The sequence below is a fragment of the Amycolatopsis sp. EV170708-02-1 genome (genome assembly GCF_022479115.1).
Taxonomy (GTDB): domain Bacteria; phylum Actinomycetota; class Actinomycetes; order Mycobacteriales; family Pseudonocardiaceae; genus Amycolatopsis.
Genome location: NZ_CP092497.1, coordinates 6,146,042 through 6,168,584, shown reverse-complemented (window position 1 = coordinate 6,168,584; position 22,543 = coordinate 6,146,042). Strand labels below are relative to the sequence as shown.

The window sequence follows — 22,543 nt, the reverse complement described above, 5'->3', positions numbered from 1 at the left end:
GGCGTCAAGGTTCGTAGCGCGCCGGATGCTTCGGATCGTCGACGCGGATCACCACGTCCGACAGCGCCGACGGGTCGACTTCCTGTTCGTAGCGCTCATAGGCGGGGAGCGCCCAGTCTTCCGGTACCCGCCGCTTCAGCGCGGCTGGCGAGAGCCACAGGTGCACGCTCAGGTCGAAGGCGAGCCCCGCGCCGAACAGGAACTCGCCCTCCAGCAGGACGACGCCGCCCTCGGGCAGTTCGACGCGCTCGGCGCGGGTGGCGCGATCGCGGACCGGGTCCCAGAGCGACGGGAGGACCAGGCCGCTGCCGTCCTCGGCGAGCGGGTCGAGCACTTCGCGGCGCAGGGCACCGAGGTCGAGCCAGTCGCTGTAGCGCGAGTCCGGGTCCTCCTTGCCCCGTTCGAAGCGCAGTGAGGCGGGGCGGAGGAAGTCGTTCGCCGAGATCCGCAACACCGCGTGACCGGCGATCCGCAGGGGATCGACCAGGGCGTCGGCGAGTTCTGTGGTGTTGGTCGCACCGGCCGCGCCGTCGATCGCGACCGCGATCCGGCGGCGGCCCGTGATCGAGGTGATGCGCTCGGTCAGTTCGGAGACCAGCAGAGCGGGAGAAATCGGACGGTAGCGCACGGAAAGACATCCTCCACCCGGACCGGTGACCGTCGCACGGTACACCCGATGGGATGATGGCCCGGTGGTGAAAACAACGGCCAAAACAGCCGGGAGTGGTTGGCAGGTAGGCGTTTCCCAGACGGTGCCGTACACCAGCACCCAGGTCTGGGACTTCCTGGTCGGACGCGAGGGCGTGGGCATCTGGCTCGGTCCGGGCGCCGAACTCGGTCACGAGCTGGGCGCGGCGTACGAGACGGCCAACGGGACGACCGGCGAGATCCGCGGCCGCTCCGAGGGCGACAAGCTCCGGCTGACCTGGCGCCCGAAGGACTGGGACCACGACTCGACCTTGCAGATCACGGTGAGCGGCTCCGACCAGAAGACCACGCTCCGTTTCCACCAGGAATGGCTCGCGGGCGCCGACGAGCGCGAGGAACAGCGGGCATACTGGACCGAGGTGACCGAGCGAGTGGTGGCCGCGCTGGCCGAACGCTGACCGGCGCGCCGGGGGAGGCGTACCGATGGGGGAACCGAAGAACCTGGACTGGGATCTCGTCCAGGATCCGCACCGGGTTTCGGCGCTGTTGCGTGAAGAGGGCCCGGCCCGCAAGGTCCGGCTGCCGCGCGGCCTGGAGGTCTGGATCGTCACCGGATACGCCGAAGCCCGCGCGATCCTCTCGGATTCCCGGGTGGGCAAGGATCCGGAGGCGATCCGGCGGCTCTTCGAACGTGACGGCTTCGAATCCGCGGCCGACAACGCCGTACGCGCGCTCGGCGCGCACATGCTGAACTCGGATCCGCCGGACCACACGCGGTTGCGCAAACTGGTCAACCAGGCCTTCACCTCGCGCACGGTTTCCCGTCTGCGGCCGAGGATCGAGCAGATCACCGCGGAACTGCTGGACGGCATCGGCGACGCCGAGCGCGCCGACCTGCTGCCCGCTTTCGCCGTCCCGTTGCCGATCCGGGTGATCTGCGAACTGCTCGGCGTGCACGCGGGCGACCAGCCGGCGTTCGCGACCTGGTCGAACACGATGGTCGCCTGGTCGACGCCGGAGGATCTCCAAGCCGCGGCCGCGAAGATGCACGCGTACCTCGTCGACCTGATCGAAGAGAAGCGCGCCGAGCCCGCCGAAGACCTGCTTTCGGGCCTCATCCACGCCAGTGACGAAGGCGATTCGCTCACCGCGGACGAATTGCTGGCCATGGCGTTCCTGCTGCTGGTGGCGGGATTCGAGACGACGGTCAACCTGATCGCGAACAGCGTTTTGGCGCTGCTTCGGGAGCCGGACCAGCTGGCCGCCCTCCGTTCCGATCCCGCCCTGATTCCCGGCGCGGTCGAGGAGTTCCTGCGCTACGACGGCGCGATCCACCTGGCGACCATCCGGTTCACCAAGGAGGCCGTGTCCGTCGGTGCCGTCGAAATCCCGGCAGGCGAGTTCGTGCTCGTCTCCCTGCTGGGCGCGAACCGGGACGCCGGACGGTTCGAAGACCCGGACCGCCTGGACGTCACGCGTTCGGCGTCGGGGCATCTCGCGTTCGGGCACGGCATCCATTACTGCGTCGGCGCCCCGCTGGCCCGCCTGGAGGCCGAGATCGCCTTGCGCGGACTGCTGGAGAGGTTCCCCGCGCTCGGCCTGGACGCCGAACCGGAAACCCTGCGGTGGCGGGAAAGCACCCTGGTCCACGGCCTGGAGACCCTCCCTGTGCGCCTGCGCTGAGGAGGGCGTGTCGTAGGGTCGCCGGATGGACGCCGCCGAACTCCTCGCGCTCGACGCGGAACACGTCTGGCACCCGTACGGGCCGATGCCGAGCACGATCGACTCCCTGCTGGTCCGCGAGGCGAGCGGGGTGCGGCTCACCCTCGACGACGGCCGCGAACTGCTCGACGGCATGTCGTCCTGGTGGGCGGCGATCCACGGCTACCGGAACCCGGTGCTGGACGCGGCGCTGGCGGAGCAGGCGGGCCGGATGAGTCACGTGATGTTCGGCGGGCTCACCCACGAACCGGCCATCAGGCTGGCCAAGACGCTGGTCGACCTCGCGCCGGATGGCCTGCGGCACGTCTTTCTGTGCGATTCCGGCTCGGTGTCGGTCGAGGTCGCCGTCAAGATGTGCCTGCAGTACTGGCAGTCGGTGGGGCGCAAGGAAAAGCGGCGCCTTATGACCTGGCGCGGCGGCTACCACGGCGACACGTTCACGCCGATGAGCGTTTGCGACCCCGAGGGCGGGATGCACTCGCTGTGGCGCGGGATCCTGCCGGACCAGCTGTTCCTGCCCAAACCGCCCGGCGGTTTCGCCGACGAGCCGGATCCGGCGTACCTCGAACTGCTCGCCACCGAGATCGAGCGGCACGCGGGCGAACTGGCCGCGATCATCGTCGAGCCGGTCGTGCAGGGCGCCGGCGGTATGCGGTTCCACCCACCCGCGTACCTGCGCGCGCTGCGTGAGATCACCGAGGCCAACGACGTCCTGCTCATCTTCGACGAGATCGCTACCGGTTTCGGCCGCACCGGCCGGATGTTCGCCGCCGAGCACGCCGGGGTCACGCCCGACGTGCTGTGCCTCGGCAAGGCGCTGACCGGTGGATACCTGACGATGGCGGCGGCGCTGTGCACACCGGAGATCGCCGACGGGATCTCGCGCGGTGAGCTCCCCGTGCTGGCGCACGGCCCGACGTTCATGGCGAACCCGCTGTCCTCGGCCGTCGCGAACGCCTCGCTGGGGATCCTGGCCGAAGGCGGCTGGAAATCCGATGTCCCGCGGATCGAGGCCGCGCTGAAGGCCGGGCTCGAACCGGCTCGCGAGCTGCCCGCGGTGGCCGACGTGCGGGTGCTCGGCGCCATCGGCGTGGTCGAACTGGACCACCCCGTGGACATGGCGGTGGCGACCGAGGTCCTCACGGCGAACGGGGTCTGGCTGCGCCCATTCCGGAACCTGATCTACACGATGCCGCCCTACATCTCCGAGGCTGACGACCTCGCGGCGATCACTTCCGCAATGGTCGCGGCCGCACAAAAAGCGTAAAAACGGCGAAATTCAGCCCAAAGAGTGTGACAGCGGCCACAGCAATCCGGAGAGGCCACGCTCGGTACAGAGCGTGGTCGCGAGTTGATCTTGGTCAAGCGAACGGGCGAGTCCGATCGGGGTCCGTCTCGGGCGGTTTGCCGCGAAAGCGTGGTATGTCCTAGTTCACGGGCGCACAAGCAAACCTGAGAAACCTTTGCGTAGCGGACTTTTGCGCGCCGATCGGGTTTCCTGCCCCCATGATCGACATCGTTGGTGACGAGCACGACACCGGGCCTCCGGGCCGCCGCAATCCCGCATCGACCCTCCTGAAGAACCTTCGCCACGACGTCCCGGCTTCGGTCGTCGTCTTCCTCGTGGCGGTCCCGCTTTCGCTCGGCGTCGCACACGCCGCCGGAGCCCCCTTGCTCGCCGGACTCGTCTCCGCCGTCGTCGGCGGGATCGTCGCGAGCCTCTTCGGCGCCTCCGTCCTGCAAGTCAGCGGTCCCTCGGCCGCGCTGACCATCGTCATCGCGGAGACCATCGCCACCTTCGGCTGGGCCGCCACCTGCGCGATGACCGTCGCGGCGGGCTTGGTCCAGATCCTCTTCGGCCTCACTCGCGTCGCACGGGCGACTCTCGCGATCTCGCCCGCGATCGTGCACGGCCTGCTCGCCGGGATCGGGTTGATCCTCGTCCTCGGCCAGCTGCACGTCGTACTCGGTGGCACGGCGCGGAGTTCCGCGATCGAGAACGTCCTCGCGCTGCCCGGCCGGATCGTCGGGCACCACGACCAGGCCGCGCTGATCGGTGTCGTCACCGTCGGTGTTCTGCTGGCCTGGACCCGGATGCCGCGTTCGGTGCGCCGCGTCCCCGGCCCGCTGGCCGCCGTCGTGCTGGCGACCGGCCTTTCCGTCGCGGCGGGGATGGACCTGCCGCGCGTCGACCTCCCGAACGGCATGCCGGGGCTGGGTTTCGTCCCCCAGGCGCCGACCGGGTCCTGGGCGGCGATCGTCACCGCCGTCCTCTCCATCGCCCTCATCGCCAGCCTGGAGAGCCTGCTTTCCGCTGTCGCCATCGACAAGCTTCGCGACGGGCCGCGCACCGACCTCAACCGCGAACTGGTCGGCCAGGGCCTGGCGAACGTCGCCGCCGGTTCGCTCGGCGGGTTCCCGGTCACCGGCGTCGTCGTGCGCACCATGACCAACTTCGAGGCGGGCGCCCGCACGCGGATGTCGGCGATCCTCCACAGCGTCTGGATCCTCGGCTGCTGCCTGTTCCTGGTGGGTGCGCTGCGGATGATCCCGCTCGCCGCGCTGGCCGGTCTCCTCGTCTACGTCGGCGCCAAACTGGTCAACGTCACCAGCCTGCGCGAGGTCCGGCGGCACGGCGACCTGCCGGTCTATCTCGCGACCCTGCTCGGCGCCGTCGCCGTCAACCTGCTCACCGGGGTCGCCGCGGGGATCGCGGTCGCGCTCGCGCTGATGCTGCGCCGGATGCTGTTCTCCGGGATCCACGTCGAACGCGACGGCCCGCGGACCAGGGTCGTCATCGAAGGCGCGCTCACTTTCCTTTCCGTGCCAAGGCTCACGACCGTCCTGGCCGGAGTCCCCGAGCGCGCGGAGGTGACGCTGGAACTGTTCGTCGACTACCTCGACCACGCCGCCTTCGACTGCCTGCGCGGCTGGCAGTGCGCGTACGAACGCGCCGGGGGAACCGTGATCGTCGACGAGATCGGGCATCCGTGGTTCGAACGCGGCAAGGCGGGCGTGCCGACCGTCCGTCGCGGCGTGGCGTCCCGGGTGGTGCCGCGCTGGCTCGCGCCGTGGTCGCAATGGCAGGCCGAACATCTCGAACTGCCGAGCCAGCGCGGCGGCAGCGTCCCGTTGTGCCGGGGCGCTTCGGAGTTCCAGCGGCGGACGGCGCCGCTGCTGCGGAGCACCTGGGACGGGCTGGCGAACGGGCAACAGCCGCATACGCTTTTCATCACCTGCGGCGACGCGCGGATCGTGCCGAACCTGATCACCACGAGCGGGCCGGGCGACCTGTTCACCGTGCGGAACATCGGAAATCTCGTCCCGCGCGCCGGAGCGGATTTCTCGGTGGGGGCGGCGATCGAGTACGCCGTCGGGCTGCTGCGGGTGCGGGAAGTGGTGGTGTGCGGGCATTCCGGCTGTGGCGCGATGAAGGCGTTGCTCGGGGACGCGCCCGACGGCCTCGCGCACCTCGGCGGCTGGCTGTGTCATGGCGAGGCGACCATGCGGCGCCGGGAAAGCGAAGGGCCGGTGCTGCTCGACGGCGCGCGGCCGTCGCACGAAGGTGATCAGCTCGCCCTGCACAACGTGGTGCAGCAACTGGAAAACCTGCGTTCGTACCCGGTGGTCGACGCCGCGCTGGCACGCGGGGAACTCCGGCTGACGGGGATGTACTTCGACGTCGGGAAGGCAAACGTGTACCTGCTCGACGAAGCGCTGCGGTCGTTCACCTCCGCGGCAAGCCCGGTGAAGTCCTGAGTTAAGGCGACCACGCGTGCTTGAAGACGGATCACGCGTGATTAGAGGCGGAACTCGCGTGCTTGAAGGCGGAACTCACCGGTCACGTGAGTTCCGCCCCGAAGCACGCGAGATACGTCTTCAAGCACGCGAGATCCGGCTTCGCGTTCGGGGCGTGGGTTGGCCGGGCGGCCGACCGATAGATCCCAGGATTCGGGACCAGGCAAGGCTTTTCGCAACGCGGGAGACATCTCCGGGCAACGAATCGAGGCAAAAGTGGGCCACGCCACCCATCCGTAGTGTGATATTCACTCGATAGGGTGGTGCATATCGGACAATTCACCAGTTTCCTGGTGATCATGCTCGCCAGTTCGAAGAAGCCCAAACCTCTTGCCGTGCTTCGTCACGACCTGCCCGCCTCGTTGGTGGTGTTCCTCGTCGCCGTCCCGCTTTCACTCGGGATCGCTCTCGCGTCCGGGGCGCCGATCGTCGCGGGGTTGATCGCGGCCGTGGTGGGAGGTGTGGTCGCCGGGGCCCTCGGCGGCTCGCCTCTTCAGGTGAGCGGCCCGGCCGCCGGCCTGACGGTGATCATGGCCGAAACCATCGCGACCTTCGGCTGGGCGACCACCTGCGCGATCACCGTCGCCGCGGGGGCGCTGCAGATCCTGCTGGGGCTGAGCCGCATCGCCCGCGCGGCGCTCGCCATCTCGCCCGCCATCGTCCACGGCATGCTCGCCGGGATCGGCGTCACGATCGTTCTCGGTCAGCTCCATGTCGTACTGGGCGGATCGGCGCAGAGCTCGGCACTCGAGAACATCGCCGGACTGCCCGCGCAGATCGTCGGCCACCACGACACCGCCGCGCTGATCGGCGTGCTCACGATCGGCATCCTGCTGCTGTGGCCGCGGCTGCCCCAGTCCGTCCGCAAGGTGCCCGGCCCGCTCGCGGCGATCGGGCTGGTGACCGTGCTGTCCGTCGTCACCGGGATGACCCTGCCCCGTGTCGACCTGCCGGGTGATCTGCTCAACATCCGCTTCGCGCCCGAATTCCCGGACACGGGCTGGGGCGCGTTCGCCGTCGCGGTCGTCACCATCGCCCTGATCGCGAGCGTGGAAAGCCTGCTTTCGGCCGTCGCCGTCGACAAGATGCACACCGGGCCGCGGTCGAACCTCGACCGCGAACTGATCGGGCAGGGCGCCGCGAACATGACCTCCGGCGCGCTGGGCGGTCTCCCGGTCACCGGTGTGATCGTCCGCAGCTCGACCAACGTCGCCGCCGGTGCCCGCACGAGGGCGTCCGCGATCCTGCACGGCGGCTGGATCCTGGTGTTCGTCGCCGCGTTCGCGGGGCTCATCCAGAACATCCCGCTCGCCGCGCTGGCGGGCCTGCTCGTGCACGTCGGCGCGAAACTGGTGAACCCCGGCCACATGAAGCAGGTCCTCAAACACGGCGACCTGGGGCTGTACCTGGTGACGCTCGCCGGTGTCGTCGTCTTCGACCTGCTCACCGGGGTCCTGCTCGGGATCGCGCTCTCGGTACTGCTGATGCTGCGGCGCACGGTGTGGTCCGGGATCCACGCCGAACGCGACGGCGGCGAATGGCGTGTCGTCGTCGAAGGTGTCCTCACGTTCCTGTCGGTGCCGCGGCTCAGCCGGGTGCTCGCGACCGTGCCCGACGGCGCGAAAGTGACGCTGGAACTGGTCGTCGACTACCTCGACCACGCCGCCTTCGAGAGCCTGTCGAACTGGCAGCTCGGCCACGAACGCGCCGGCGGCACGGTGATCGTCGACGAGGTCGGGCATCCGTGGTTCGCCAAGGGCAAATCCGGTGATCCCACGCTGACCCGCACGGCCGCGGCGCGTTCGGTGCCCCGGTTCCTCGCGCCGTGGTCCGACTGGCAGGCAAAGGACGTCGAGCTGCCCGGGCAGCGCGGCGGGCCGACCCTGCGCGGGGCGACCGAGTTCCAGCGGCGCACCGCCGCGCTCATGCAGCCGGCGCTCAGCAAATTGGCGGGTGGCCAGTCGCCGCACACGCTGTTCATCACCTGCGGGGACGCGCGGATCGTGCCGAACATGATCACCACGAGCGGTCCCGGCGACCTGTTCACCGTGCGCAACATCGGGAACCTGGTGCCCGCCCGCCGCGCCGATCCGTCGATGGGCGCCACCGTCGAGTTCGCCGTCGGCGTGCTGAAGGTGCGCGAGATCGTGGTCTGCGGTCACTCCGGCTGCGGCGCGATGCAGGCGCTGGCCACCGGGGCCCCGGACGGCGCGCCGATGCTGGCCTCCTGGCTGCGGCACGCCGAGCCGAGCGCGCGCCGCGAGGCCCCGGTGACCCTCGACGGCGAACGTCCGGACACCGAGGTCGACCGGCTGGCGCTCAAGAACGTCCTGCAGCAGCTGGAGCATCTGCGCCACTATCCGCTGATCGCCGAGGCGGAGGCCCGCGGCGAGCTGCACCTGACCGGGATGTACTTCGACGTCGGGGCGGCGCAGGTCTATCTGTCGGACGAGGGAAGCCCGTCGTTCACGCCGGTCGGGGCCGTCACCACATCCGGGGGCTAACGGAAGCCGTTCAGCGCGACTCGATCCGGACCCACTAGATTCAGCGCACGTGAGCATGCTGGTCATGACCGGCACCGGTACGGGTGTCGGCAAGACGATCTCCACCGCCGCCATCGCCGCTCTGGCCGCCGGTCAGGGCCAGCGTGTCGCCGTGCTGAAACCGGCGCAGACCGGAGTGGGCCCGGACGAGCCCGGCGACCTCGCCGACGTCCTTCGGCTCGCCGGTCCGGTCACCACTCGTGAGCTGCGGAGATACCCGGATCCGCTGTCGCCGGAGGCGGCGGCCAGGCTCTCGGGACTGCCGACGCTCGCCCCGAGCGAGATCGCCGCCGCGGCGAGCGACCTCGACGGCGAACACGACCTGACCCTCATCGAGGGCGCCGGCGGGCTGCTGGTCCGGTTCGACGCCGACGGGGCCACGCTGGCCGACGTCGCGTGGTCGCTGGGCGCGCTGGTCATCATCGTCGCCGAGGCCGGGCTGGGCACGCTCAACGCGACCGCCCTGACCGCCGAGGTCGCCACCAGGCGCGGGCTCACCGTGGCCGGGGTGATCATCGGCTCGTGGCCGGACGAGCCGGATCTGGCGGCGGTGTCGAACTTGCAGGACCTGCCGGTCGCCGCCGGGGCCCCGCTGCTGGGCGTGCTGCCCGCCGGGCTGGGCACCGCCGGGCCCGGGGAGTTCGCCGACCGGGCCAAGACGGGCCTCTCGCCGTGGTTCGGCGGGGAGTTCGACCCGGAATGCTTCGTCGGCCGCGCCTCGGCGCAGAAGTGACCTGCGTCGCTGTGGCCGAGCCGCCCGGTCGTGCACGATGATGTGCCTTTGCTTCACCGCCCCACCCCGAACAGGAGCCGCCTCGTGACCACAGCCCCGGAGACCGTCGACATCCTCGCCGTGGCGCGTGACCAGGTCCTCGAGCGTGGTGTCGGGCTCAGCGAAGAGCAGCTCGTCGAAATCCTGCGACTCGACGACGACCACCTCACCGACCTGCTGGCGCTGGCCCACGAGGTCCGGATGCGCTGGTGCGGCCCCGAGGTCGAGGTCGAGGGCATCATCAGCCTCAAAACCGGCGGCTGCCCGGAGGACTGCCACTTCTGCTCGCAGTCCGGCCGGTTCCCGACGCCGGTGCGGTCGGCGTGGCTGGACATCCCCGGCCTGGTCAAGGCCGCCCGCCAGACCGCCGAGACCGGCGCGACCGAGTTCTGCATCGTCGCCGCCGTCCGCGGCCCCGACAAGCGGCTGCTTTCGCAGGTCCGCGAGGGGATCAAGGCCATCCGCGAGGACGGCAACGACATCCAGATCGCCTGCTCGCTCGGCATGCTCACCCAGGAGCAGGTCGACGAGCTCGTCGAGATGGGCGTGCACCGCTACAACCACAACCTGGAGACCGCGCGCTCGCATTTCGCGAACGTCGTCACCACGCATACGTGGGAAGAGCGCTGGGAGACCCTGCGCATGATCCGCGAGGCGGGGATGGAGGTCTGCTGCGGCGGCATCATCGGCATGGGGGAGAGCATCGAGCAGCGCGCCGAGTTCGCCGCGCAGCTGGCCGAGCTGAACCCGGACGAGTGCACGATGAACTTCCTCATCCCGCAGCCGGGCACGCCGTACGAGGGTTACGAGGTCGTCGAGGGCAAGGACGCGCTGCGCACCGTGGCCGCGTTCCGGCTGGCGATGCCGCGTCCGCTGCTGCGCTTCTCCGGCGGCCGTGAGCTGACCTTCGGCGACCTGGGCACCAAGCAGGGCATGCTCGGCGGCATCAACGCGATCATCGTCGGCAACTACCTGACCAACCTCGGCCGCCCGGCCACCGCGGACCTGGCGATGCTCGACGAGCTGAAGATGCCGGTGAAGGCGATCAGTGACGTCCTCTGACCCAGCGGCGTACTGCGTCCACTGTGGACAGACGTCCGACGGTGGCGCGGAACATCCGGCCTGCCACAACCCGAGAACGGCGCTCGAACCGCCGCGCTACTGCACGTACTGCGCGCGGCGGATGGTCGTCCAGATCACCCCGGTCGGCTGGACGGCCCGGTGCAGCCGTCACGGTGAACTCTCCGGCTGACTTCGCGCGTTCAGAGGACGAAACGCGGGCGATGCGTGCCGGGTTGCGTGCGCTGGGGGCGTCATTGGTTACGCTCTGCGCAAGCAGCTCGAGGGAGGAGTCCGGGGTTGGGCGAGACGACGGGTAAACCGGCGCACCTGTCTTCCAGTGTGCCCGACCCCTGGTCGGTACCCGTGCTGCCGAGGCCGCGCCGCCCGTATCCCAAGGTCGTCGTCAAGGCCGATCTGCTGCCGGCGGTCAGCGTCCTGTCCACGGCGGGGTTGCTCGGTTTCCCGCTGGCCTGGCTGTGGGCGCGGCTCGCGCCGCCCCAGCGGATGCGGGTGATCAACGACCATGGCGGCCTCGCCCCGCTGGAGCTGGAGAGCTGGCACCGCTTCGACGACCTCGCCGTCTACGGTTTCCTCGCGCTCGGCGCCGGGCTGCTGATCGGCATCGTGACCTGGCTGCTGCGGGAACGCCGCGGGCCGGTCGTGCTGATCGCCGCGACCGGTGGCGCGACCCTCGCCGGCTGGCTGGGGACGACGATGGGCGTCTCGTTCGCCAACGGCCGCTACGAGATCGGCGCGGCACCCGCCGTCGGCGACGTCATCGCGAAGGCGCCGCAGATCGAATCCCCGTGGATCATGCTCGCCGCGCCGTTGATGACGACGCTGGCGTACACCCTGCTGACCGCGTGGAACGGACGGGAAGACCTGGGACGCCGCCTCGGCTGACGAATTTCCTCTAGGGTGGGCGGCAACTTCTCTAGGGGGCTTTCTCTTGACCGACGACATCGAGGTTTCCCGGCACAACGCCGTCCGCTTCCCGGGTATCAGCCCGCGCGCGTACGAACACCCCGTCGATCGCGGTGCCTTGGCCACCTTGCGCGCCGTTCCCGGGTTCGCGCAGGTCGTGAAGGCCGTTTCGGGTTTCTACGCCGAACGCGGTGAGCGGCTCATGGCGCTCGCGTCCGCGATCCGGGTCGGCCCGACGCAGTATCCGGAACTGGACAGGCTGCGCCACGAATGCGCCGAAACACTCGACCTCGACCGCGTGCCGAACCTGTTCGTCGCCCGCAGCCCCGAGGTCAACGCGCAGACGATCGGGATGGACGAGCCGTTCATCGTGCTCAACACCGCCGCCGTCGAGGCGATGGACCTCGCGTCGCTGCGGTTCGTGATCGGGCACGAGATGGGGCACGTGCTGTCCGGGCACGCGGTGTACCGCACGATCATGATCCGGCTGATCGGCCTGCAGATGTCGATGTCGTGGACGCCGGTGAGCGCCATCGGCATCCGCGTCGTCATCGCGGCGCTGCGCGAGTGGTACCGCAAGGCTGAGCTGTCCTGCGACCGCGCCGGGCTGCTGTGCTCGCAGGACCCGACGGCGGCGCTGCGCTCGCAGATCCTGGTCGCGGGTGGGATCGACCCGTCGAAGATCGACATCCCGGCCTTCCTGCAGCAGGCGTCGGAGTACGAGTCGGTCGACGACATCCGCGACAGCTACCTGAAGCTGCGTTACGTCGAGACGATGTCGCATCCGCTGGCCGTGGTGCGCGCCGCCCAGCTGCAGAAGTGGGCCGCGTCCGAGGAGTACCGGGGGATCCTGGCCGGCGAGTACCCGCGCCGCGACGACGACGCGCCTTCGTCCACCTGGACCGACGACCTGAAGTCGGCCGCGAAGTCGTACAAGGACTCCTGGAACAGCTCGACCGACCCGCTGACCAAGGTGTTCAGCGACGTCGGCGAGGCGGTGTCCGGGCGGCCGGGAAGGTGTGGAGCAAGTTCGGCTCGGGCAACGGGTCGGACGAGGGGTCTTCCTCGGAAGGCGGTAAGTAGCGCCTCGCGCGGGCTGAAGGGGACTTTCCCCGCGTCTCGTGTGGTGAAGGGAGCTTTCGTCGCGTGACATGCGGGGAAAGCTCCCTTCAGCCCCCGAGGGGCGGGCGCCTCAGTTCAGGTTCGACGGGCGCGTGAACTCGCCGAGTTCCCCCGGCGGCATCGGGACCGCGCCCAGCGTGCTCAGGAACCCGGCCTCCCGCGTCAGCAGACGGCACGCGATCCGCAGCCGCCGCAGCGGGTTCGTCTCCTCCAGCAGGCGCTGCCGGTCTTCCAGCGGGAGCAGGCAGTCGGCGGTGAGCCGGTAGGCGAGCGCCGCGATGTCGCCGTCCTCGGGCGGGGTGGTCCAGTCTTCGTCGTTCCAGGCGGACTCGCAGTAGCGCCGGTGCGCGGCCTTCGCGACGTCCGCGAGCCTGGTCACGGTGTCGCCGTGCACGGTGGAGACCCGGTCGTCGGGCACCCATTCGACCGAGCCGATCAGGTACGGCGCGGAAACGCGGTCGATCTCCAGCAGCCGGAACCGGCGCCGCGCGGTGGTGACGACGTCGAATCTGCCGTCCGGCAGCCGTTTCGCCTCGCGCAGCACCGTGCTGCAGCCGAATTCGTGGACGTGTTCGGGCCCGCTGACCTCCCTGATCATCGCCGAACGCAGCGCGACGACCCCGAACTCGCGGTCCGGGACGACTTCGGCGACGAGATCGGCCATCAGCTGCCGGTACCGCGGCTCGAAGATGTGCAACGGGAGGTGTGTTCCGGGCAGAAGCACGGTCTGTAGCGGGAACAGCGGCAAGATCGCCTTCCCGGTGGACTCCTCGCTCGGCTCGGTCACCCGTTCAAGGTACGGGGACCGGCAGGACTTCGCAGGACGGTCACTTCCCGCCGGGCGGACGGAACACCGCGAACGGGTCGGTGATCTGCATCCCCTTGCCCGCGAAGGAGAACAGTGCCGCCGGACGGCCGCCGCTGCGCCCGGGCGGAGCGGTGTGGCCGGTGGGGAGGAGCAGCCCGCGCCGCGACAGCACACGCTGCAGGTTCGTCGCGGACACCCGGTAACCCAGCGCAGCCGAGTACAGCCTCCGCAACGCCGAAACGGTGAACTCTTCCGGGGCGAGCGCGAACCCGAGGTTCGTGTAGCAGAGCTTCGAGCGGAGCCGGTCCCGCGCGCGCAGGACGATGGACTCGTGGTCGAACGCGGTCCGGGGGAGCTCGGAAACGTCGTGCCACTCGGTGTCTTCGGGGATCTCGGGGTCCACATCGGACGGTACGAGGCCGAGGAACGCCGTCGCGACGACGCGGGGGCCGGGCACCCGGTCCGGCGCGCTGAAGACCGCAAGTTGCTCCACATGCTTCAGCTGCCGTACGTCGACCTTCTCCGCGAGCTGCCGCCGGATGGACGCCTCGACGTCTTCATCCGGGCGAAGCCTGCCGCCGGGAAGGGACCAGCGGCCCAGATGCGGATCGAGCGCGCGCCGCCACAGCAGGACCCGGAGTGTGTCGGAGCGCACTTGAAGGACCGCTCCCAAGACCTCGTGGGCGAGGGGGGTCTGGGTGTTAAGATGACTTCGCACGGTTTTCGATTATAAGGCGAAAACCGGAGACAGGTCCAGGAGGGCCAGAACGATGACGAGCACTCTGCAGAACGACTTGACCCCGTACGGTGGCGTGGTCGCCGACGCGGCTTGGGCGGAGGAGGTGCGAAGCCTCGCGCGCAAACGCGACGCCGTCCTGCTCGCGCACAACTACCAGGTCCCCGAGATCCAGGACATCGCCGATTTCACCGGCGACTCCCTCGCGCTCAGCCGTATCGCGGCGAGCAGTGACGCGTCCACCATCGTCTTCTGCGGCGTGCACTTCATGGCCGAGACGGCGAAGATCCTGGCGCCCGGGAAGACGGTCCTGATTCCGGACGCGCGGGCGGGCTGCTCGCTCGCGGACTCGATCACCGGCGCCGAACTGCGCGCCTGGAAGGCCGAGCACCCCGGCGCGGTCGTCGTGTCGTACGTGAACACCACGGCCGAGGTCAAGGCGGAGACCGACATCTGCTGCACATCGTCGAACGCCGTCGACGTGGTCGCCTCCATCCCCGCCGACCAGGAGGTTCTCTTCCTGCCGGACCAGTTCCTCGGTGCGCACGTGAAGCGCGTGACCGGCCGGGAGAACATGCACATCTGGGCCGGGGAGTGCCACGTGCACGCCGGGATCAACGGCGCCGAGCTGGCCGAGCGGGCCTCGGAGAATCCGGACGCCGACCTGTTCATCCACCCGGAATGCGGCTGCGCGACCTCGGCGCTGTACCTGGCGGGCGAGGGCGCCGTCGCCCCCGAGCGGGTCAAGATCCTCTCGACCGGCGACATGGTCCACGCCGCCCGCGACACCAAGGCGAAGTCGGTGCTCGTCGCCACCGAGATCGGGATGATCCACCAGCTCCGCAAGGCCGCGCCGGAGATCGACTTCCGCGCCGTGAACGACCGGGCGTCCTGCCGGTACATGAAGATGATCACGCCCGCCGCCCTGCTGCGGTCGCTGCGCGAGGGAGCCGACGAGGTCCACGTCGACGCCGAGACCGCCGCCCGTGCCCGCGCTTCCGTGCAGCGCATGATCGAGATCGGGCAGCCTGGCGGCGGAGAATGACCGACCCGGTTACCGCTCTTCAGGCGAAAACCCACCCGGTCTGGGAGGCCGCCGCCGATCTCGTGGTGATCGGCAGCGGGGTGGCCGGGCTCACCGCCGCGCTGCGCGCACACGAGCTCGGCCTGCACGTCCTGGTGGTCACCAAGGCGACGGTCTCCGACGGCAACACCCGCTGGGCCCAGGGCGGTATCGCGGTCGTGCTGGAGGGCGAGCACGAGCGGGGCGACTCGGTCGGCAAGCACGCCGAGGACACGCTCACCGCCGGTGCCGGGCTCTGCGACGAAGACGCCGTCCGGTCGATCATCGCCGGCGGCCCGGCCGCGGTGGCCCGGCTGCGTGCCGACGGGGCCCGGTTCGACCTGGCGGCCGAAGGGCGGCCCGAACTGGCCCGCACGCGGGAAGGCGGGCACAGCGCGTTCCGCGTCATCCACGCGGGTGGCGACGCGACCGGCGCGGAGGTCGAACGGACCCTGGTCGCGACGACCGGATCGCGGCGGATCCCGGTGCTGGAGCATCACATCGCCGTCGACGCGGTCCGCACGCCCGCGGGTGAGGTCGTCGGGGTGACCGTCCTGGACCACAACGGGGTGCCCGGCGTCGTCCGGGCGCCGGCGGTGCTGCTGGCCAGCGGCGGACTGGGGCAGCTCTACCAGGCGACGTCGAATCCGGAGCTCGCCACGGGGGACGGGCTGGCGCTGGCGTTGCGCGCGGGCGCGCAGCTCGCGGACGTCGAGTTCGTGCAGTTCCACCCGACGGTCCTGTTCACGCCCGGCGCGCGCGGCCGTCTCCCGCTGGTCACCGAAGCGGTACGCGGCGAGGGCGCGACCCTGCACGACGCGACGGGCGCGTCGGTGATGCGCGGCGTCCACCCGCTCGGCGATCTCGCGCCGCGGGACGTCGTGTCGGCGGCGATCACGCGCCGGATGACGCAGGCGCCGGGCGGCGTCGACGACCACGTTTTCCTCGACGCGACCGGGATTTCCGGGTTCGCCAAGCGGTTCCCGACCGTGCACGCGGCGTGCGCGGCGATCGGGCTGGACCCGGCGAACGAGCCGATCCCGGTCACGCCCGCGGCGCATTTCGCGTGCGGCGGGGTGGTGACCACTGTGGACGGACGGTCCGGTGTCCGCGGTCTCTACGCCGCGGGCGAGGTCGCGAGGACCGGTCTGCACGGCGCGAACCGCTTGGCCTCCAACAGTTTGCTCGAAGGTCTGGTGGTCGGGCGGCGGGTGGCCGAGGCGGTCGCCGCCGATCTCGCCACCGGGCGGCTCGCTGATACGCGGCGCGGCGTGCTCGCGCCTCCGGTCAAGGCGCCGGTGGCCGACCGTGACGCGCTGCAGCGGGCGATGAGCCGATACGCCGCCATCGGCCGGGATGCCGAAGGGTTGTCGGTCGTCGGTTCGGTGCTGGATCTCTCGGTGGTCGAGAGTCCTTTGTGGACACCGCGCGTCGTGGAGGACGCGGCGCTCACCCTGGTGGCGGAGGCGCTCGTCGCGGCCGCCGCACGCCGGACGGAGTCCCGCGGCTGCCACGTGCGGACCGATTTCCCCGAACGCGACGACGACGTCCGGCAACGCGGTCAGCTCATCCGGCTCAGCCCGTCGGGGCAGCCGGTGCTGGCCGATCCGATCGCTTTGGAGGGTGTGGCATGAGCGAATTCTCCCCTTGGGTCGTCAAGGCGCTGACCGATCACGGCCTCGACGTCGCAGATGTACAGCGCGTCGTCACGACGGCGCTGGCCGAGGATCTGCGGTACGGGCCCGACGCGACGACGAACGCCACCGTGCCCGAATCCGCGCGTGCGCTGGCCGAACTCACGCCGAGGTCGGCCGGGGTGGTCGCCGGGATCCCGGTGGCGCTGGCGGTGTTCGACGTCGTGCTCGGTTCGAGCCTGGAGATCCTGGCCGCCCGTGACGACGGCGACCGGCTGACCGCCGGCGAGCCCGCGCTGGTCGTCCGCGGCCCGGTGCGTGGCCTGCTCACCGCCGAACGCACCGCGCTGAACCTGCTGTGCCACCTGTCCGGTATCGCCACCGCGACCGCGGCCTGGGTGGCCGCGGTCGAGGGAACCGGTTGCCAGGTCAGGGATTCCCGCAAGACCCTGCCGGGGCTGCGGCTGCTGGAGAAGTACGCCGTCCGCGCGGGCGGCGGGGTGAACCACCGGCTCGGGCTCGGCGACGCGGTGCTGATCAAGGACAACCACGTGGTCGCCGCCGGTTCGGTGACCGCCGCGCTCGCCGCCGCGCGCGAGCACGCGCCCGGACTGCACTGCGAGGTCGAGGTCGACGACCTTGCCCAGCTGGAGGAGGCGCTCACCGCGGGCGCCGACGAGGTACTGCTGGACAACTTCACCCCCGACGAATGCGCGAAAGCGGTCGACCGGCGTGACGAGGTTTCCCCGAAGACCCGCCTGGAATCCTCCGGCGGTCTGCGGCTGGACGTCGCGCGGGCGTACGCGGAGTCCGGTGTGGACTTCCTCGCCGTCGGCGCGCTCACGCATTCCTCACCCGCGCTCGACCTCGGGATGGACCTGCGCTGACGTGGCGCACTAGAATTCCCTTGTGTGACAAGGGGATTCTGGAGGAATGGTGGGCTTTGCCGGTAAAAGTGCCGTCGCGGGATGCGTCGGTTTCGTGGCACTGCTCGGCACCCCCGTCCCGTCGACGGCGGTCGCCGAGCAGTGCGCCAACCCGACGGGCACCTACACCGCGGCCGTCCCGTGGGGACAGCGGCTGATCGATCCCGTACGGCTCTGGCCGCTGTCCCGCGGCACCGGCCAGCTGGTCGCGGTGATCGGCACCGGGGTCGACGGCGGCAACGGCCAGTTCGCGCCGGGACAGCTGCTGGGCGGACAGGGCACCGAGGCCGAAGACTGCGACGGCCGGGGCACGATCGCCGCCGGGATCGTCGGCGCGCAACCGGATCCGTCCACGACCTTCACCGGGATCGCGCCCGGAGCCAAGATCCTGCCGATCCGCTACACCCAGGTGAACGGCGGTGGTGATCCAGGGCAGCTCGCGGGCGCCATCGAAACCGCGCTGAACCGCGGCGCCGGGATCATCCTGATCGCCGTCCCGGCCGCGTCCGACAGCCCCGCGCTGACCGGCGCCGTCTCGCGTGCCAGGGAGAAGGGCGCGCTGATCGTCTCGCCCGCCGCGGGGACCCAGCAGGGCCAGACGTCGTACCCGACCGCGACGCCGGGAGTGCTCGCCGTGGGGTCGACCAATCAGGCGGGCGAGGCCGTGCAGACGGAATCCGGTTCCTACGTGGGGATTTCCGCGCCCGGCGCCGAACTGGTCAGCACGTCCGCCGGTGCGGGCGGGACGGTGGCACACCGATGGCCGGTGAGCGACCCGAGCCTGGCCGCCGCGCATGTCGCCGGGGTCGCCGCGCTCGTGCGCGCGTATCACCCCGGGCTGTCGCCGGAGCAGGTCGTCGCGCGGCTGACGCTGACCGCGCACCGCGGCCCGAGCGGTGGGCACGATCCCCGCCGGGGCTGGGGCGCGATCGACGCCTACGCCGCCGTTTCCGCCTCGATCCCGGCCGGTACGCCCGGCCCGGGGGGACCGCCGAGCGTCGGTCCGGACACCTTCGTCGTTCCCGCGGCCGCCCCGGCTCCCACCAAAGCCGACAAGGTTTCCGGGGTGCTCGCCATCGCCGGGGTGGCGCTCGCCGTCGCGGCGGGCGTGGTGGTGGCCGCGGTCCGGCGGGGCAAGCGCCGGGGCTGGAAACCTTCGCGATTCCGCGCCTCGTGAGCGGCGGCGGTGTACTGGGGGACACCACTGCCGCTCACGAGGTCTTTCGCGACCCCCTGGGGTTTAGGGGACGGATACGCAGGCCGTCGAGCCCACGATGGCCACGCCGTCGCCGGCGCGGGAGACGTGCACGTTGAAGTCGGCGCCGTCGCGGCTGAACTGCGCGATCAGCTCGCGCGGGTTGCTGCGGTCGCGCCACCGCCAGCCCTGGCCTTCCAGCATGGGCAGGACATCCTCGACGAGTTTGCGGATGGCGTCGGTCGCGTCGTCCACGCGGAGGCCGTACTGCCAGCAGAGCGACCGGCCCGGCTGAGTGGGGTCGCAGTCCAGTTCGCCTTCCACGGTGCGCTCTGCGGTGGTGCCGAAGATGCCCGCGACACCGTCGATGACCGCCGTGAGGTCCTCGGCCAGCGGGTCGAGTTCGGTGTTCCTGGTGAGCATCACAGACCCCTCACAAGCCTCGTCCGACGCCTTCGATGACCATCTCGCGCAGCGAGCCGCCGGTGAAGCCCTCGTGGGTGACCGCGCCGCCCGTGATCACACCGTAGATGTTGTTCCACGAATCGGAACCGGGTTTGAGCACACCGCTGTGGGAATCGAAACCCCACTGCAGATCGCCGTTCGCGTCGCGGCCTGTTTCCAGTTCGACGACGCCGGGGAAGCGGTCGGGGTCCGCTCCGTGCCCGGCGCCGAGCCATTCGACGAGGCCCGCGTTGCCCTGCGCGATCACGATCGGGTCGAAGGGGGCCGTCATGGAGTACCGCTGCACACCGGCCTGGCTGGCCGGGAGGTCGCTCGGGCTCCAGATCCCGTGTCCCATACCCGCGGACTCGACGTGCAGCACCTGATCGGCCCTGAGCCCGAGCTGCTCGGCGAGACCCACGGTCGCGCCGCCATAGCTGTGCCCGACGGCGGTGACCACCACGCCCGGACCGGCGTGGCTGTCGATCTGGCCGCGCAGTTCGTCGCCGAACGCTTTGAGGTCGGGCGCCATCGTCTGCGCGTAGTGCGCGGCGGGCCCTTCGGTGACGACGTTCTGGGGGAACACCCCGTCGGCCCAGACCACCATCGCGGTGCGTCCGGTGGCGTCCGCGGCGACCAGGCTCTTGCCGAGGTCGGCGTAGCTCTGGAAGTTGTCGAACGAGGTGTTGACGCCGGGGACGAACAAGCCGACGTTACGCGTGCCCGGCTCGATGCGGCCGACCAGTTCGACGATGCGCCCGTTGCCTGACGGGTCGAACCGCAGGATCTGCCGGTCGTTGGCGAGGATGTCCTCGTACAGCGCGATCCTGGTGCGCGCGCTCGCGATGTCGTCGGCTTTTCCGCCCTGTGCCAGGAGGTTCGCGAGCCGTTCGCGTTCGGCCGTCAGCGCGTCGGTGACCTTCGTGCGGTTCTCGGCGATCGCGGTGGCCCACGATCCGGTGTCGGCCGCGCCGCCGACGCCCGCCGGATTCCCGGCCTTGGGCAACGGGTTCTCCGGCATCAGCGACCGGTACGAGGCGGCGACCTGGACGTCGGCTCGCCGGTAGCCGCCGCCCGCGGCCGTCAGGCCCTGGTGGATCACCGTCGCCTTGGTGATCTGGCCGTCGAGTTTGCCTGCGACGTCCTTGATGGTCTTGGTGTACGTGGCCGAAGCCGCGCTGGAGGCCGAAACCTGGCCGAACGCGGTCGCGGGGACGTTCTCACCCGCCAGCGCCGTCTGCGCGGTCTTGAGCACGCCGGCGCGCTGTTCGAGTTCGGCCGCCGCCGCTTCGAGCCTGGCGGGGGCGACTCGGTAACCGCCCGCACTGGATGCCATCACCGAGCCGCCTCTCCTGGTCGGAAAATCAGTACTGTTCGGGTTCTTCGCCGAGCACGGCGGGAGCGACCGGGGACGACTGGCCCCAGACGTTCTCGGTCTCCACGAGCCACGGCGGGATCCGCCGTCCGGAGCCCATGTCGCCGCCCGCGCCCATGCCCATCGGCATCATGGGCATCATCGGCATCGCGCCCTTGGCCGCCGCCGCGCCCGCGGCACCGGCCGCTCCGCCGGCGAGGCCGCTCATCGCGCTGCCAGAACCGCCGTCGCCCGCCAGGCCGGAGAACGCGGCCGGAGCCTCACCAGGGCCGGAGAATCCGCCGCCGCCACCGGCACCGATCGCACCGCCGTCCAGCGACGGCGCTCCGCCACCGCCGATCGGGATACCGCCGCCGGCGCCACCCGCGGTCGCGCCGGCCGCACCGGCGCCGCCGCCGGCGGGCTCGCCGTTCTTGTCCTTGTCGTTCTTGCCGTTCGCCCACGCGGGCACCCGCGGCATGATCGAGCCGAACCGGCCGAACGCGGCGGCCGAAGCCGCGGCGAGACCGGCGGTGAACATGTCGCCGAACAGCGGGTTCGATTTGGGCGGCTGGCCGGGCTGCCCGGTGGTGGGCGGCGTGGAGCCGTCCGAGGGCAGCGGATGCGTGTTGTCGCCCGGAACCACGCCGACACCCGGCGTCCCGCCGATGTCGTTGCCGATCGAGCCGCCGGGGGCCGTGCCGCCACCGGTGACCGGCGGCGGGGCGACGGCGTTCGGCGAGGCCGGGATCGACTCCTCGGCCGTGGAGTACTCGCCCGCGAGCTGGGTCATCACCACGATCGCCTTGCTGTGCGCCGCGCTGGCCGCGCCCGCCGCCTGCTGCTGCGCTTCGACGTTCGCGATGGCCTGCTGACGCTGCTGGGCGGCGTTGATGATCGTCGCCTGCGACGAATCCGGCGGCAGGAGCGGCGGATTGACGGCCAGCGCGAGATCTGCCGGGGAGACGTCCGGCACCGCGACCGGCGGCGGCATCTCCTTCTTGGCCTTCACCAGCGCGTCGGCCGCGTCCTCGAGGAGGTGGTTCATCGCGTTCGCGGTCTGGGCGACCTTGCGGATTCCGCCGACGAGGTCGGTGATCATCGTGTGGTACTTGTCGGCCGCTCCGCCGGTCCAGCTGGTGGAGAAGTCCTTCAGCTCGCCGGTGAGGTTCTCGGCCTGTTCGAACAGCCCGGAGCCGGTGGACTGCCATTTGTGGGCCGCGTGGCGTGCCGTGTTGGGGTCGCCCGCCTGCAGCATCGCGTAGAGCTGCTGGTGCGAATACGCGGCGAAGTTCGTGTGCGCGGTGTCGGTCATCCCTTGTTCCCCCCGCCGTTCGAGCCGCTGTTACCGCCCAGCACGCCCCCGAGGACGTTGAGCAGCGGATCGAGCAGCCCGGTCTGCTGGCTCGAGTGGTTCATGTCGCCCGCCACCGAATCGTCGGCCGCCGCGTACCCGTCGGCGACGGTCGTCGTGACGTCCTGCGCGAACGTGATCGCGCCCTTGACCTGATCCAGCAGGCCCTGCATCTCGGCGACGGCCGCCTGGTGCGCCTTGTTGAGTGAACCCGCTTCCCCGAACTCGCCGAACAGCAGCGGCTGTTCGCTCAGGGTCAGCAGGAAGTCGTTCGGCTTGGACATCGCGTGGATCTGGGTCTCCAGTTCCCGCACGAAGTCCTTCAGTGATTCCAGATGGACGTAGTACGAGTGGTCTTGCATTGATCCCGGCTCTCTCGTGAACGGCCACGCCGACAAGGGGGACGACAACACGCAAAGCCGGCCGGCCGGTGCCGAG

The 22,543-nt window shown here is 70.6% G+C and carries 20 protein-coding genes and 1 pseudogene; 14 read left to right on the top strand and 7 right to left on the bottom strand.

Annotated features, from left to right (window positions below):
• Nucleotides 1-4: 4 nt before the first annotated feature.
• Nucleotides 5-628: a uridine kinase gene (locus MJQ72_RS27850; protein ID WP_240594046.1), complete on the bottom strand. Its 624-nt coding sequence runs from the start codon at nt 626-628 to the stop codon at nt 5-7.
• A 124-nt stretch (nt 629-752) separates the two neighbouring features.
• Between MJQ72_RS27850 and MJQ72_RS27845 the strand changes: the two genes are divergently transcribed.
• The 10 genes and pseudogenes from MJQ72_RS27845 (at nt 753) to MJQ72_RS27800 (ending at nt 12,552) form a co-directional block, all read left to right on the top strand.
• A complete protein-coding gene (locus tag MJQ72_RS27845) occupies nt 753-1,106 on the top strand; it encodes an SRPBCC domain-containing protein (protein ID WP_240601434.1) in 354 nt (117 codons plus the stop codon).
• A gap of 25 nt (nt 1,107-1,131) precedes the next feature.
• Nucleotides 1,132-2,331: a cytochrome P450 gene (locus MJQ72_RS27840; RefSeq protein WP_240594044.1), complete on the top strand. Its 1,200-nt coding sequence runs from the start codon at nt 1,132-1,134 to the stop codon at nt 2,329-2,331.
• Nucleotides 2,332-2,356: 25 nt separating this feature from the next.
• A complete protein-coding gene (locus MJQ72_RS27835; RefSeq protein ID WP_240594042.1) occupies nt 2,357-3,637 on the top strand; it encodes an adenosylmethionine--8-amino-7-oxononanoate transaminase in 1,281 nt (426 codons plus the stop codon).
• 239 nt (nt 3,638-3,876) lie between these two features.
• Complete coding sequence (locus tag MJQ72_RS27830; protein ID WP_240594040.1) at nt 3,877-6,129, top strand: bifunctional SulP family inorganic anion transporter/carbonic anhydrase; 2,253 nt, start codon at nt 3,877-3,879, stop codon at nt 6,127-6,129.
• Between the two features lie 338 nt (nt 6,130-6,467).
• On the top strand, nt 6,468-8,672 hold the full coding sequence (locus MJQ72_RS27825) for a bifunctional SulP family inorganic anion transporter/carbonic anhydrase (RefSeq protein ID WP_240594038.1): 2,205 nt from the start codon (nt 6,468-6,470) through the stop codon (nt 8,670-8,672).
• Nucleotides 8,673-8,721: 49 nt separating this feature from the next.
• A complete protein-coding gene (gene bioD / locus MJQ72_RS27820; RefSeq protein ID WP_240594036.1) occupies nt 8,722-9,444 on the top strand; it encodes a dethiobiotin synthase in 723 nt (240 codons plus the stop codon).
• Nucleotides 9,445-9,528: 84 nt separating this feature from the next.
• On the top strand, nt 9,529-10,545 hold the full coding sequence (gene bioB / locus MJQ72_RS27815; RefSeq protein WP_240594034.1) for a biotin synthase BioB: 1,017 nt from the start codon (nt 9,529-9,531) through the stop codon (nt 10,543-10,545).
• On the top strand, nt 10,532-10,735 hold the full coding sequence (locus MJQ72_RS27810) for a hypothetical protein (protein WP_076153292.1): 204 nt from the start codon (nt 10,532-10,534) through the stop codon (nt 10,733-10,735). Before bioB ends, MJQ72_RS27810 begins: the two co-directional genes overlap by 14 nt.
• 107 nt (nt 10,736-10,842) lie before the next feature.
• Nucleotides 10,843-11,448 (top strand): DUF2567 domain-containing protein, encoded by a 606-nt coding sequence (locus tag MJQ72_RS27805; RefSeq protein WP_240594033.1) that lies wholly within the window; start codon nt 10,843-10,845, stop codon nt 11,446-11,448.
• 46 nt (nt 11,449-11,494) lie between these two features.
• Nucleotides 11,495-12,552: pseudogene (locus MJQ72_RS27800) on the top strand (M48 family metallopeptidase).
• Nucleotides 12,553-12,661: 109 nt separating this feature from the next.
• On the opposite strand, the gene MJQ72_RS27795 reads toward MJQ72_RS27800, so the two are convergent.
• The gene (locus tag MJQ72_RS27795) at nt 12,662-13,378 is read right to left on the bottom strand and encodes an LON peptidase substrate-binding domain-containing protein (RefSeq protein ID WP_240594031.1); all 717 of its coding nucleotides are present in this window, start codon (nt 13,376-13,378) and stop codon (nt 12,662-12,664) included.
• A 40-nt stretch (nt 13,379-13,418) separates the two neighbouring features.
• Entirely contained in the window at nt 13,419-14,054 is a 636-nt protein-coding gene (locus tag MJQ72_RS27790) for an NUDIX domain-containing protein (RefSeq protein ID WP_240594029.1), read from the bottom strand.
• 115 nt (nt 14,055-14,169) lie between these two features.
• Between MJQ72_RS27790 and nadA the strand changes: the two genes are divergently transcribed.
• The 4 genes from nadA to MJQ72_RS27770 are packed head-to-tail and all read left to right on the top strand — an operon-like array spanning nt 14,170 to nt 18,935.
• On the top strand, nt 14,170-15,180 hold the full coding sequence (nadA, locus tag MJQ72_RS27785; RefSeq protein ID WP_240594027.1) for a quinolinate synthase NadA: 1,011 nt from the start codon (nt 14,170-14,172) through the stop codon (nt 15,178-15,180).
• A complete protein-coding gene (locus MJQ72_RS27780) occupies nt 15,177-16,832 on the top strand; it encodes an L-aspartate oxidase (RefSeq protein WP_240594025.1) in 1,656 nt (551 codons plus the stop codon). The genes nadA and MJQ72_RS27780 overlap by 4 nt, the downstream gene beginning before the upstream one ends.
• Complete coding sequence (gene nadC, locus MJQ72_RS27775; protein WP_240594023.1) at nt 16,829-17,719, top strand: carboxylating nicotinate-nucleotide diphosphorylase; 891 nt, start codon at nt 16,829-16,831, stop codon at nt 17,717-17,719. The genes MJQ72_RS27780 and nadC overlap by 4 nt, the downstream gene beginning before the upstream one ends.
• Nucleotides 17,720-17,765: 46 nt before the next feature.
• Entirely contained in the window at nt 17,766-18,935 is a 1,170-nt protein-coding gene (locus MJQ72_RS27770) for a S8 family serine peptidase (protein WP_240594021.1), read from the top strand.
• Nucleotides 18,936-18,998: 63 nt separating this feature from the next.
• Here MJQ72_RS27770 and MJQ72_RS27765 read toward each other — a convergent pair whose 3' ends face one another.
• From MJQ72_RS27765 to MJQ72_RS27750, 4 genes are read right to left on the bottom strand one after another with little or no spacing between them, the layout of a single operon-like run.
• A complete protein-coding gene (locus MJQ72_RS27765; RefSeq protein WP_240594019.1) occupies nt 18,999-19,376 on the bottom strand; it encodes a hypothetical protein in 378 nt (125 codons plus the stop codon).
• 10 nt (nt 19,377-19,386) lie between these two features.
• On the bottom strand, nt 19,387-20,733 hold the full coding sequence (locus tag MJQ72_RS27760) for an alpha/beta hydrolase (protein ID WP_240594017.1): 1,347 nt from the start codon (nt 20,731-20,733) through the stop codon (nt 19,387-19,389).
• Nucleotides 20,734-20,761: 28 nt separating this feature from the next.
• The gene (locus MJQ72_RS27755) at nt 20,762-22,066 is read right to left on the bottom strand and encodes a WXG100 family type VII secretion target (RefSeq protein ID WP_240594015.1); all 1,305 of its coding nucleotides are present in this window, start codon (nt 22,064-22,066) and stop codon (nt 20,762-20,764) included.
• Complete coding sequence (locus MJQ72_RS27750; protein ID WP_016336011.1) at nt 22,063-22,467, bottom strand: hypothetical protein; 405 nt, start codon at nt 22,465-22,467, stop codon at nt 22,063-22,065. The genes MJQ72_RS27755 and MJQ72_RS27750 overlap by 4 nt, the downstream gene beginning before the upstream one ends.
• Nucleotides 22,468-22,543: the final 76 nt, after the last annotated feature.

Bases quoted from the DNA above. Each gene is read 5' to 3' on its own strand.
- MJQ72_RS27765 (WP_240594019.1), bottom strand. From the start codon at position 19,376: ATGCTCACCAGGAACACCGAACTCGACCCGCTGGCCGAGGACCTCACG.
- MJQ72_RS27770 (WP_240594021.1), top strand. From the start codon at position 17,766: ATGGTGGGCTTTGCCGGTAAAAGTGCCGTCGCGGGATGCGTCGGTTTC.
- MJQ72_RS27760 (WP_240594017.1), bottom strand. From the start codon at position 20,733: ATGGCATCCAGTGCGGGCGGTTACCGAGTCGCCCCCGCCAGGCTCGAA.
- MJQ72_RS27840 (WP_240594044.1), top strand. From the start codon at position 1,132: ATGGGGGAACCGAAGAACCTGGACTGGGATCTCGTCCAGGATCCGCAC.
- MJQ72_RS27755 (WP_240594015.1), bottom strand. From the start codon at position 22,066: ATGACCGACACCGCGCACACGAACTTCGCCGCGTATTCGCACCAGCAG.
- MJQ72_RS27750 (WP_016336011.1), bottom strand. From the start codon at position 22,467: ATGCAAGACCACTCGTACTACGTCCATCTGGAATCACTGAAGGACTTC.
- nadC (WP_240594023.1), top strand. From the start codon at position 16,829: ATGAGCGAATTCTCCCCTTGGGTCGTCAAGGCGCTGACCGATCACGGC.
- MJQ72_RS27830 (WP_240594040.1), top strand. From the start codon at position 3,877: ATGATCGACATCGTTGGTGACGAGCACGACACCGGGCCTCCGGGCCGC.
- nadA (WP_240594027.1), top strand. From the start codon at position 14,170: ATGACGAGCACTCTGCAGAACGACTTGACCCCGTACGGTGGCGTGGTC.
- MJQ72_RS27825 (WP_240594038.1), top strand. From the start codon at position 6,468: ATGCTCGCCAGTTCGAAGAAGCCCAAACCTCTTGCCGTGCTTCGTCAC.
- MJQ72_RS27835 (WP_240594042.1), top strand. From the start codon at position 2,357: ATGGACGCCGCCGAACTCCTCGCGCTCGACGCGGAACACGTCTGGCAC.
- MJQ72_RS27780 (WP_240594025.1), top strand. From the start codon at position 15,177: ATGACCGACCCGGTTACCGCTCTTCAGGCGAAAACCCACCCGGTCTGG.